This is a genomic window from Microbacterium sp. (assembly GCF_032084865.1).
Lineage (GTDB): Bacteria > Actinomycetota > Actinomycetes > Actinomycetales > Microbacteriaceae > Microbacterium.
This window is the reverse complement of the sequence record NZ_DAMDLU010000093.1, coordinates 1-11,198: the sequence shown is the minus strand read 5'-3', so window position 1 is coordinate 11,198 and position 11,198 is coordinate 1. Positions and strand designations below refer to the sequence as shown.

Sequence of the window (11,198 nt, the reverse complement as noted above, 5' to 3'; positions counted from 1 at the left end):
ATCTGCTGCAGCTGCTCGACGAGAAGGCGCCGGGCAACAGCGTCGAGGTGCGCGTGCCGCCGTTCGGCGCCGTGCAGGTGGTGCAGGGGCCCCGGCACACCCGCGGCACCCCGCCGAACGTGGTCGAGATGGACGCGAGCACGTGGATCGCCCTCGCGACCGGGGCGGAGCACTGGACGGATGCCGTTGCCGCCGGCCGCGTGACGGCATCCGGAACCCGCGCGGATCTCAGCGACCTGCTGCCGCTGCGCCCCTGAATCGAGCCTGATTCCGGTCCGCGCACAGCGCGCGCGTGGGAGAATGGAGCCATGTCCCGGACTCAGAGCCACTCGACCGTCGAAGCGACGATCCGCCCCGTGCCGCGCTACGGCGTCTTCATGGTGACGGGGGCCGTTGTGGGGATCATCGTCGCGGGCATCCTGACTCTGCTCGGCTCGTACGAGCCGTCAGACGTGCTGCGCGTGGTGTACCCACCCGGACAGGTGTTCGGATTCGCCCTGCTGTGGACCGTGCCGATCGGCGTCGGGCTCGGCGGCATCATCGCCGTCGGTCTCGACCGCGCCGCCCGCAAGCACTCCCGTGTCGTCACGGTCGAGCGCGAGCGAGTCGTCGCAGACGACGAGCAGCCCTAGGCCAGTTCGGCGATCACCGGGCGCATCGCCGCGTCGAAGGCCACGACGTCGCGGCGCAGGCCGTCGGTGACGGCGACGCTCAACGAGCCGATCCACCAGATGCCGCGCTGTGTGAACGGCAGCACCTGCACGTTCAGCTCGAACGAGTGCGCGCGGCGGCCGATATCGCGCTCGAATTCGGCGATCGCGCTGGCGTAGGCGCGGTACGAGCCGCCTGACGAGCTGACCGACTCGACATACCTGTTGTGTGCGCGCTGCGCGTAATGCAGCACGGTCTGCGCGTGAGGGACGATCGCGTCACGCAGCTCCTCCGCACCGGTGGTGGGCAGGGCGACGAGTGTGTCGAAGCCGTCGACGAGGTCGAGCGGCACCTCCGAGCGGTGGGCACGCGGCTCGACGGTCATGTCCCAGTACTCGCGCCACTGCTTCTCGAGAGAGTCGTCGACCTCCGTCGCGTCAGGGCGACGCACGTCGAGCCCGCGCAGTGCGGGCAGATCCTCGGGGGCCCGGATGCCGAGCAGCTGCCGCAGCGCGAGCGCGACCAGCACCGATGTGCCGGCGTCTTCGCGGATCAGCCACTGCGGCTTGTCGACCATGGCCCCATCGTAGGGTTCTCAGCGGTCCTGCGCGCGGTCCGAGCGGCCTGCCGGTGGCGTCGCCGCGAGGGATGCCGCGAATCGGGTCACCCGCGCCCGTCACCCGCACGCGGACGCGCACCCGCTGAGCGTCAGCGGCGACGCGACAGGATGCGGCGGTGCAGACGCTCGCGGCCGCGCGAGGGCGGACGGGTGGCGTCCACCAGCGCCTGCCGGGCCGCGGCGAGATTCGGATAGCTGCCGATGCGGCGGCTGTGGCGGTCGTGCACGACGTGTGCGGCGTCGTCGACGGTCACGAAGCCGGCGAACTCGCCGCGGCTCGTCGCCACGTAGACGTCGTGGTCGGCCTGGCTCCAGGCGAGTTCGGCGGCTGTGGCGGTGGTGTTCTGGTCGTGGGTGGGCGCGCCGGAGCGCGCGGAATCAGCGGTACTGCTCATGATCTCTGGTCTGTCTGCGGGCAGCATGCTGCCCGCTGTGGTGCGGTCGGGGCGCCGAGATCCGCATCGGTGCGGATCGGCCACTCATGCCCGGCCTGGATGTGTGCGCTGCGCCGGTGAGATACGGCGGAACTTCGCGCAACCATTCATAGTAGCAGACGGAGCTGCCGGATGCTCTGGCCGCCCCGTCACGGGGGACGGGTGCTCCCTCGGGCCGGGTACGCTGTAGAGGTGGCAGACTCTCCCACCAATCCCTATGCTCAGGCCGGTGTCGACACCGCCGCCGGTGATCTCGCCGTCGAACTCATGAAGACTTCCGTGCGCGCGACGCACGGGCCCGAGGTGCTCGGGGGCGTCGGCGGCTTCGCGGGCATGTTCGACGCAAGCGCGCTGCTCGGCTACCGGCGCCCGCTGCTGGCCAGCAGCACCGACGGCGTCGGCACCAAGGTCGCCATCGCGCAGGCGATCGACAAGCACGACACGATCGGGCAGGACCTCGTCGGCATGGTGGTCGACGACATCGTCGTGGTCGGCGCCAAGCCGCTGTTCATGACCGACTACATCGCCTGCGGCAAGGTCGTGCCCGAGCGCATCGCCGACATCGTGCGCGGCATCGCCGAGGCGTGCTCGGCGACCGGCACCGCCCTCGTCGGCGGCGAGACCGCCGAGCACCCCGGGCTGCTCGGCCCGCGCGACTACGACGTCGCGGGAGCGGCGACCGGAGTCGTCGAGGCGGATGCCCTGCTCGGCGCGCACCTGGTGCAGGACGGCGATGCCGTGATCGCACTCGGATCGAGCGGCCTGCACTCGAACGGCTACTCGCTCGTGCGGCACATCGTCGCGAACGCGGGCATCGGCTACGGCGACAACTCCGCAGATCTCGGCGGCACCTGGGGGGAAGCTCTGCTCGAGCCGACCCGCCTGTACACCACCCCGCTGCTGACGCTCATCGAGACCCTCCCCGGTGCGGTGCACTCGCTGAGTCACGTGACCGGCGGCGGCATCGCCGCCAACCTCGCCCGGGTTCTGCCGCAGGACAGCTGGGCCGAGGTCGACCGTTCGACCTGGACGCCCAGCCCGGTGTTCCAGGTGCTGGCCGACATCGCCGGCACCTCGATCGTCGACACCGAGGGCACCTGGAACCTCGGCATCGGATTCCTCGCGGTCGTCGCGGCGGAGCAGAAAGATGCCGCGATCGCCGCGATCGGCGCGCAGGGCATCGCCGCCTGGCAGGTCGCGACCGTGCACACCGGTGCGCGCCCCGAGGGTGATTTCGAACAGGGCGCCAAGGGCGTCGACGGCGGAGCGGTGCGCCTGGTCGGCGCATACGCGGACGGAGCGAAGTAACACCCATGTGCGGCATCGTCGGAATGGTCGGCAGCGGACCGGTCAACCAGGACATCTACGACGCGCTGCTGCTGCTGCAGCATCGCGGACAGGATGCCACCGGAATCGCGACCGCAGAGCCGAGCGGCGTCATGCACATGGCGAAGGCCGAGGGCATGGTGCGCGAGGCGTTCCGCACCCGCGACATGCGATCGCTGCTGGGCAGCATCGGCCTGGGGCACGTGCGCTACGCGACCAAGGGCACCGCCTCGAGCGAAGAGGAGATGCAGCCCTTCTATGTGAACGCGCCGTACGGGATCGTGCTCATCCACAACGGCAACCTCACCAACACCCGCGAGCTCACGGCGGAGATGGCCGATCGGTACCGCCGCCACCTGAACTCGTCGAGCGACACGGAGCTGCTGCTGAACGTGCTCGCGGGCGAGCTGCAGACGACGACATCGTCGGTCGACCTCGACGCCGATCGCATCTTCGACGCCGTCGAGCGCACTCACGCGCGGATCGAGGGCGCCTACGCCGTCATCGCGATCATCGCCGGCTACGGTCTGCTCGCGTTCCGCGACCCGTTCGGCATCCGTCCGCTCATCCTCGGCCGTCGTGCTTCGACAGGCTCAGCCGATGGATCCCCGAGCCCGTCGAAGGGCCGAGACGAGTGGGTCGTGACCAGCGAGTCCCTCGTGCTCGAGAACGCCGACTACGAGATCGTGCGCGAGGTCGCGCCGGGTGAGGCCGTCTTCATCTCCAACGACGGCGAGCTGTTCACCCGTCAGTGCGCCGAGAACTCGCAGCTCGTGCCGTGCGCGTTCGAATACGTCTACCTCGCACGCCCCGACTCGGTGATGAACGGCGTCTCGGTGTACGAGTCGCGCCTGCGCATGGGCGACCGGCTCGCCGACACCATCGCCCGGCACGTACCGCTCGACGAGATCGACGTGGTCATGCCGATCCCCGACTCGTCTCGACCGTCGGCGATGGAGGTCGCGCGCAAGCTCGGCAAGGAGTACCGCGAGGGCTTCTACAAGAACCGGTACGTCGGACGCACATTCATCATGCCCGGGCAGGCGGTGCGCAAGAAGAGCGTGCGGCAGAAGCTGAACGCGATGTCGACCGAGTTCCGCGGCAAGAACGTGCTGCTCATCGACGACTCGATCGTGCGGGGCACGACCAGCAAGCAGATCATCCAGATGGCCAGGGATGCCGGTGCGAAGTCGGTCATCTTCGCCTCGGCCGCACCGCCGGTCCGATACCCGCACGTGTACGGCATCAACATGCCCTCCAAGCACGAGCTGATCGCCCACGGTCGCACGATTCCCGAGATCGCGGAGGAGCTGGGCTGCGACCGGATCGTGTACCAGGAAGTCGACGACCTCAAGGCGGCGATCATCGAGGGCACCGACCTGACCGACCTCGACATGAGCTGCTTCGACGGACGCTACGTCACCGGAACCGTCACGCCCGAGTACCTCGCCTGGGTAGAGCAGTCGCAGACCTCGTGATGTCATGACCGGGTCCCTCAGCTCGTCTAAGGGGCCGCTCTGGCGCGGCAGGGCGCTCGCCGTCCTCGGCATCCTGCTCTGCGCATTCTCGCTGCGCTCGGCCGTCGCCTCGCTCTCACCCGTCGTCGATCTGATCGGCGAGGACTTCGAGGTCTCGGCGGCCGTACTCGGCGTGATCGGCACGTTGCCGCCGGCATGCTTCGCGGTGTTCGGCATCCTCACCCCCGACCTCGAGCGTCGGCTGGGCATCGAGCGGTTGACCGTCATCGCTCTGACCGCGATCACCGCGGGACTCATCGGGCGCAGCCTCGCGACCGACTCGATCGGTCTGCTCGCGGGCACAGCCGTGGTCTTCGCGGGGGTCGGCATGGCGAACATCCTGCTGCCTCCGCTGGTGAAGAAGTACTTCGCCGACCGCATCGGGCTGATGATGACGGTCTACACGGCCACGATGGCGTTCTCGACCTTCGTGCCGCCGCTGGTCGCCGTTCCCCTGGCGGATGCCGCGGGCTGGCGCTTCTCGCTGGGGATCTGGGCGGCCTTCGCGTTCGCCGGCCTCATCCCGTGGCTGGTGATGCTGTTCCGGCCGGGAGCGCCGGCCGGCGCCGCGGCCACGGCTGGGGTCGACGACGCCACCTTCGACGCCGACGACGGGACCGACGATGCCGTCCTCGCCGCAACCGGTCCGATCGCCACGGCTCCCACGAACCGGCGTCTGGTCGCACGGCTCGCACGCATCCCGCTGGTGTGGGCTCTCGCGTTCACCTTCGGCACCTCGTCGACCATGGCCTACGTCTCGTTCGCGTGGCTGCCGTCGATCATGATCGACACGGCGGGCGTCGATGCCGCGACCGCCGGCTTCATGCTGTCACTGTGGGCGTTCATCGGTCTGCCCGCCGGGCTCGTCGTGCCCGTGCTCGTGGTGCGGTTCCAGGCCACCCGGCCGCTGTTCGTGATCGGATCGGTCGGCGCGCTCGTGGGCCTGCTCGGCCTGCTGCTCTTCCCCCGGCCCGAGCTGCTGTGGCTGTGGATGACTCTGTTCGGCCTCGTCGGGGTGTCGTTCCCGCTGGCGCTCGTGCTGATCAGCATCCGCACCCGCACTCCCGACAGTGCCGTGCTGCTGTCGAGCTTCGTGCAGAGCGCCGGCTACGTGCTCGCCGCGATCTTCCCCGTGCTCGTCGGCATCCTGCACGACGTGACCGGCGGGTGGACGATCCCGATCCTCGCCGTCATCGCGGTGCTGGTGCTGACCTTCCCCGCGGGGATCGCCGCCGGGCGCCGCGTCACGATCGAAGACGAGTGGGAGCGCCGGCACGGGACGTGGTGAGGCGCGCTGCGTCTCATGCAGGGTTGCGGGTGACCCGCAGCACCACCTGCGCCATCAGGCGAACGTCACGTCGTCACCGACGCGGATGACGCCACCGACACCCGCCGTGTCGCCGACGGCGCCGCTGACGCCGTCGAGCAGCAGCAGGCGGCCCAGCGACGGCTCGGGCAGGCCCACGCCTCGCGTGAGGGTGGTGAGCACCCTCGCATCGCGGATGCCCGTGTCGGGGTTGGCGTGGGTGGCCAGGCAGCGCACGATCGGACCCTCGGCGGTGAAGCGCACATCGCCGATGCGGACCTCGCCCTGCCACGACAGCTCGTCCCAGGCATCCACGCCGTCGATCACCACGTTCGAGCGGAACCGGCGGTCATCGACCTGCTGATCGAGCGCGACTCCCAGCGCGTCGACGCTCGCGCGGCTGTGCACGCTGACGAATCCGCGCGAGCGATCCTGAAAACGCGAGTGCTCGCCGTCGCCGACCAGCACCAGGGGGAGCCGTCCCTCGCGCTGCAGCAGCTTCCACTCGGGGGAGTCGAGCACGAAGGCCGTCATGATCTCGGTGAGCTCTGCGCGGCCCTCGGCATCCAGCATCGCCTCGATCAGCAGCTCGTCGTCGTATGCGACCCGCACCCGGCGCGCGTCGTGGTCGTACGCCACCCGCAGCGCGGCCAGAGTCGGGAAGGACTCCAGCGCGAGGCCCTTCGACTTCGGCCAGTAGTCCAGGCCATCCCGGGTCTCGGGCCCGGCAGCATCCGCGAAACGGAACGCGAGCACCCGGTCGCCGGCGATGCGCCCGTCGGGCTGCACCACGAGTTCATCGCAGCGTTCGGGCGTGAACCCCTTGATCGGATGGCGGTACAGGGCGGCGACGTGGGGCATCCGACCATTCTGCCCTGGCGGCTCAGACGCCGGGAGTGCTGCCGGGATGCGACGAAACCCTGGTCGACACGGCAGATGCCGGTCGCCAGGGTTTCTTCGACGAGTTCAGGACCCGGATGACGAGCTCAGGGACCCGGATCGAGAGAGGTCAGGCTCGCTCGAGTTCGTCTTCGTCTTCGTCCGCGTACATGTCAGCCCACTTGTCGACGTACTGGTCGTCTGACGTCGGGTGGCCGAGCTCATTCTCCAGAGCAGAGAAGTTCACGTCGGGACTGTACGACTTGAGTTCGCGGGCGATCTTGGTGTGCTTCGCCTTCTGACGGCCACGGCCCATGCGCGAGACCCCCTTTTACGAGTTCAGCAGCGGGCACGAGATGGGCCCGATGATATTCACGGCACCGGCGTGAAGCCGGTAAGAGTAGCATTCAGGATAGCACGCACGCCAGAGCATCCGGCCGTCCTGCGGCCGCCCCGCGGAAGGATCGACATGACGGATTCCACGCCCAGAGCTGCTGAGGAAGCGGCACAGAACGCGGCCCTGCAGAAGGCGGTGATCGTCGGCATCCAGCCGGGCCAGCCGCCGCACGTCCTCGATGAGGCGCTGCGCTACGCGCGGCTGCTGAACGTGCCGCTCGTCGTCGTGCACGTCGACGTGACACGCTTCGTCACCTACGAGGATCCCGACGGCTACGTGCACTCCGCCCCGATCGACCTCAACCTCGATGCCGGCGTCGCCGAGTTCGAGGACGTCCAGCGTGCAGCGGAGCAGACCCTCGCGAATGCCGATGTGCCCTGGACCGCCCGTCAGCTCGTGGGTGATCCTGCTCTGGCGATCAAGCAGCTGGCCGAGAAGCTCGATGCCCAGCTGATCGTGGTCGGCACGCGCAAGCGGGGTCTCGGCGAGTCGATCCGCGAGTTCTTCACGGGCTCGGTCGCGGCTCGCCTCGCGCATCGTCAGCACCGTTCGGTGCTCGTCGTCCCGCAGGGTGAGACGGTTCCCGACGACCAGAAGGACATCTGGGTGGAGTAATCCCGAACCGGGCTCCGCTCGCCGGAGTGGAGTGGCGGCTTCGGCCGTCGCGCATTTCAATGGACAGGTGACCCCGTCCTCTCGTCGCGACTTCGCGCTCATGCTGACCGTGCTGCTGCTGCTCGCCGTCACTCTGCGCCTCGCCGTGACGACGGCGTCGGTGCTGCTGCCGCTGCTCACCGACGAGGGCGCGCTGACGCCGCAGGCCGCCATCATCATCCCGGCCGTGCCGACCGCCCTGTTCGCCGTCGGCGGGGTGCTGACCCCGTGGCTGAGTCGGCGCATCGGCGCCGTCGCGTCGGTCACCGGGGCGATGTCGGCCGTGGCGATCGGGATGCTGGTGCGCTTCGTCCCCCACTCGGGAGTGATCGTCGGCGGCACGGTGCTGGCGATGGCGGGCATCGCCGTGGTCAACGTGATGCTCCCCGCCCTCGTGCGAGCGACCAGCGGCACCCGGATGCGCGCGGTGACGACGGCGTACACGACCGTTCTCTCCGCGTCGAGCGCGATCGGCGCCGCCGCCGCCGTGCCGGTCGCGCACGCGTTCGGATCGGCGACGCTCAGCCTCGGCGCCTGGTCGGTGTTCGCCGTGCTGACGCTGGTCGTCTGGGTCGTCGCCGCGCGCGGTCATGACGTCGACGGCGCGCTGACCCCACCCGCGTCTCACTCCCGCCCGGCCCTGCCGCGCGGCACCTGGCCGCTCACCGGCTTCTTCGCCCTGCAGGCGCTGCTCGCCTTCGTCGTGATGGGGTGGCTGCCGACCATCGCCGTCGACGCGGGGATCAGTCCCGCCCGAGCGGGCGTGCTGCTCGGCATCGTCATCATGGTCAGCATCCCGGCCGGCATGATCGCGGTGAGCATGGCGCACACCCTGCGTGGAATCCGCATCGGTGTGGTCGGGGTGTCGGTCGGCGCCGCCGCCGGCCTGCTGGGGCTGTGGCTGGCCCCGACCGTCGCTCCGGAGCTGTGGAGCGTGCTGATCGGGACGGGCATGGCGGCCTTCCCGCTGACCCTCGCGCTCATCGCCCGCTCAGGCGCCGGCGCCGCCGAGGCCACGCGCGTGTCGGGTGTCGCGCAGGGACTGGGCTACGCCATCTCGACGATCGGGCCGCTGGGCGCCGGCGCCTGGTACGCCGCCGGCGGCGAGTGGGGGCCGGTTCTGGTCGCCATGATCGTCGGGGCGGTGCTGCAGGCGCTGATCGGCCTGGTACTGGCATCCGCGCCGAAGCCGGCCTCCCGCCCGGCGTGACGCGACGGTGCCCCTCCCGCCGAAGCGGGAGGGGCACCGAGGGTGCTACTTCTCGGTCGGCAGCGAGCTCAGCGCGCGCGTGACGGCGCGAGACGCCTCGTCCATCGCGTGCTCGAGGTCGGTGACGACGGATGCCGGAAGCGAGCCCCCGCGAGCGACATGCGTGCGCAGGTCGGTGCGCAGCTGGGCACGGAACGCGTTGATCGAGGCATCCGCCCGCTGCAGGTGCTCACGGCTGGTGGCCCGCTCGTCGCTCATCCCGTCGAACCGAGGGCGTGATTTCGCCGCACGATGCTCGTCGTGCGCGGCGGTGGCGAGGTCGGCGCGCAGGCTGCGCATGGCGTCCTGCACGCTCTGGCGCACCTCGTTCGCGATCAGCCGCACCGAGTCGGCCAGGCCCTCCTCGATGCCGGCGAGGTCGCCCTCGCGGGCGGTCAGCTCGGCGCGGCCGGCGTCGGTGATGGCGTAGATCGTGGTGCGGCCGTCGACGGTCTTGGTGACCAGGCCCTCCTCCTCGAGCTTCGCCAGGCGCGGATAGATCGTGCCGGCGCTGGGGGTGTAGGTGCCGCCGGTGCGGTCGGTGAGCGCCTGGATGATGCCGTAGCCGTGCTGCGGCGCCTCGGCGAGCAGCGACAGCAGGTACAGGCGCAGGTCGCCGTGCGAGAAGACCGCGGGGCTCATGATTCCCACTCCGCGTCGTCTGCCACCGAGACCTGCGGGCGGCGCAGCACGGTGACTCCGCCCGACACCGAGTTCGCCCGCACGTCGACGAAGCTGCCGGACAGCTCGCCCATCTGGCCGGTGTAGCTGCCGGGTCCGCCGCTCGAGCGCTCGACGCCGTCGACCGTGATCCGGCCGGTCATGCTGCGCAGCACGTAGTTCGCGGGCAGGGTCTCGTCGAGTCGCACGGTCGTGCCGCCCGAGACGGTGTTGAGGTTGATGGTGTTCATATCGCCGACGGCGTCGACGAGGATCGACCCCGACACGGTGTCGACGGTCGCCTTGCGCAGGCTGCCGGTCACGGCGACATCGCCCGAGACGCTGTTGGCGTTGATCGATCCGGTCAGGCCGCGCACCTGCACGTCGCCAGACACGGAGTTCGCGGTGAGGTCTCCGGTGATGCCGTCGGCGATGAGATCGCCCGAGACGGTGTTCAGCTTGGCGTCGTTGCGGATGCCCGAGACGAGCGCTCCGGCGCTCACGACACCGAGGGTGAGGGCGATGGCGCGCGGCACGGCGATGCTCACCTCGGCCTTCGGGCCGCCTGCGCCGAAGTTGCGGAACACATCGAGGAAGTTGTCCCACCCGATCTGGGGGTGATCGATCTCGACCTGGGTGCCATCGGATTCGATGCGCAGATCCTTCACGGTGACGCCGGTCACCTCGATGCGGATGCCCGGTTCGTCGTGCGCGATCACATCGACCTGTCCGCCGACGAGCCCGACTTTGAGGCGCGACGCGGAGGCGATGTCGATGACGCGTTCTTCGCCGGGGGCGACGAGCCACTTCTCAGTCATGTCACTTCTCCTTGGTCAACGGATATCGAGATATATCGCGTTGGGGAGAACATAACACGATATATCTCGATTTGTGCCTGGCAATGCGCTGAGACCCGGTTGACCTTGACGCAGCGTCAACTTCTACCGTGGACTCCAACGACAGGAGAGGACGATTCGCATGGACTGGTCGATACAGGAGATCGCCCGGCTGGCCGGAACCACGAGCCGCACGCTGCGTCACTACGACCACATCGGGCTGCTGCCGCCGTCGCGCATCGCGCACAACGGATACCGGAACTACGACCGGTCGGCTCTCGTGCGCCTGCAGCGCATCCTGCTGCTGCGCGAGCTCGGGCTCGGGCTGCCGCAGATCGCCGAGATCCTCGACCGGGCAGGGTCCGAGGCAGCCGCTCTCGAGACCCACCTCGCCTGGCTGCGCGAGGAGCAGCAGCGCATGCAGCGGCAGATCGCCTCTGTCGAGAACACCATCCACGCATTGAGAGAAGGAGAAGAGATCATGGCTGAGAACATGTTCGACGGCTTCGACCACACCGGGTACAAGGACGAGGTCGAAGAGCGCTGGGGCGCGAAGGCGTACGCCGACGGCGACCGCTGGTGGCGGGGCATGAGCGCCGACGAGCGCAGCGCCTGGCAGCAGCGCGTCGCCGATCTGGGCGCCGACTGGATCGCCGCCGCGGAGAGCGGC

General features: G+C 69.5%; 14 protein-coding genes. 8 read left to right on the top strand and 6 right to left on the bottom strand.

Translation table 11 applies throughout. The features are described 5' to 3' along the window. On the top strand, positions 1-257 hold a 257-nt coding region (locus RT309_RS10345), incomplete at its 5' end, for a sterol carrier family protein (protein WP_313356802.1). Positions 258-308: 51 nt separating this feature from the next. Next, entirely contained in the window at positions 309-632 is a 324-nt protein-coding gene (locus RT309_RS10340) for a potassium transporter Trk (protein ID WP_313356800.1), read from the top strand. Here RT309_RS10340 and RT309_RS10335 read toward each other — a convergent pair. Both RT309_RS10335 and RT309_RS10330 read right to left on the bottom strand, forming a co-directional pair. Next, on the bottom strand, positions 629-1,228 hold the full coding sequence (locus tag RT309_RS10335; protein WP_313356798.1) for a zinc-binding alcohol dehydrogenase: 600 nt from the start codon (positions 1,226-1,228) through the stop codon (positions 629-631). The two genes, RT309_RS10340 and RT309_RS10335, sit on opposite strands and share 4 nt — an antisense overlap. A 131-nt stretch (positions 1,229-1,359) precedes the next feature. Next, positions 1,360-1,665, bottom strand: coding sequence for a hypothetical protein (locus RT309_RS10330; protein WP_313356796.1), 306 nt, complete (start codon positions 1,663-1,665; stop codon positions 1,360-1,362). Between the two features lie 231 nt (positions 1,666-1,896). On the opposite strand from RT309_RS10330, the gene purM reads away from it, so the two are divergent. The 3 genes from purM to RT309_RS10315 are packed head-to-tail and all read left to right on the top strand — an operon-like array spanning position 1,897 to position 5,835. Beyond that, positions 1,897-3,012: a phosphoribosylformylglycinamidine cyclo-ligase gene (gene purM / locus RT309_RS10325; RefSeq protein WP_313356794.1), complete on the top strand. Its 1,116-nt coding sequence runs from the start codon at positions 1,897-1,899 to the stop codon at positions 3,010-3,012. A 5-nt stretch (positions 3,013-3,017) separates the two neighbouring features. Beyond that, positions 3,018-4,508: an amidophosphoribosyltransferase gene (gene purF / locus RT309_RS10320; RefSeq protein WP_313356792.1), complete on the top strand. Its 1,491-nt coding sequence runs from the start codon at positions 3,018-3,020 to the stop codon at positions 4,506-4,508. 4 nt (positions 4,509-4,512) lie between these two features. Then, a complete protein-coding gene (locus tag RT309_RS10315) occupies positions 4,513-5,835 on the top strand; it encodes an MFS transporter (protein WP_313356790.1) in 1,323 nt (440 codons plus the stop codon). A gap of 54 nt (positions 5,836-5,889) precedes the next feature. Here RT309_RS10315 and RT309_RS10310 read toward each other — a convergent pair whose 3' ends face one another. Together RT309_RS10310 and RT309_RS10305 are read right to left on the bottom strand one after the other, a co-directional pair. Then, complete coding sequence (locus RT309_RS10310) at positions 5,890-6,714, bottom strand: MOSC domain-containing protein (protein WP_313356789.1); 825 nt, start codon at positions 6,712-6,714, stop codon at positions 5,890-5,892. A gap of 148 nt (positions 6,715-6,862) precedes the next feature. Further along, positions 6,863-7,048: a DUF3073 domain-containing protein gene (locus tag RT309_RS10305; protein WP_313356787.1), complete on the bottom strand. Its 186-nt coding sequence runs from the start codon at positions 7,046-7,048 to the stop codon at positions 6,863-6,865. A gap of 153 nt (positions 7,049-7,201) precedes the next feature. Between RT309_RS10305 and RT309_RS10300 the strand changes: the two genes are divergently transcribed. Both RT309_RS10300 and RT309_RS10295 read left to right on the top strand, forming a co-directional pair. Continuing rightward, positions 7,202-7,744: a universal stress protein gene (locus tag RT309_RS10300; RefSeq protein ID WP_313356786.1), complete on the top strand. Its 543-nt coding sequence runs from the start codon at positions 7,202-7,204 to the stop codon at positions 7,742-7,744. A 67-nt stretch (positions 7,745-7,811) separates the two neighbouring features. After that, positions 7,812-8,993 (top strand): MFS transporter, encoded by a 1,182-nt coding sequence (locus RT309_RS10295; RefSeq protein ID WP_313356784.1) that lies wholly within the window; start codon positions 7,812-7,814, stop codon positions 8,991-8,993. 45 nt (positions 8,994-9,038) lie between these two features. Here the strand turns inward: RT309_RS10295 and RT309_RS10290 are convergent, their stop codons facing one another. Next, complete coding sequence (locus RT309_RS10290) at positions 9,039-9,674, bottom strand: PadR family transcriptional regulator (protein WP_313356782.1); 636 nt, start codon at positions 9,672-9,674, stop codon at positions 9,039-9,041. Next, positions 9,671-10,510, bottom strand: coding sequence for a DUF4097 family beta strand repeat-containing protein (locus RT309_RS10285; protein ID WP_313356781.1), 840 nt, complete (start codon positions 10,508-10,510; stop codon positions 9,671-9,673). The genes RT309_RS10290 and RT309_RS10285 overlap by 4 nt, the downstream gene beginning before the upstream one ends. 160 nt (positions 10,511-10,670) lie before the next feature. Here RT309_RS10285 and RT309_RS10280 point away from each other — a divergent pair. Next, positions 10,671-11,198 (top strand): MerR family transcriptional regulator (locus tag RT309_RS10280; protein ID WP_313356779.1); only part of this gene is annotated, 528 nt, incomplete at its 3' end.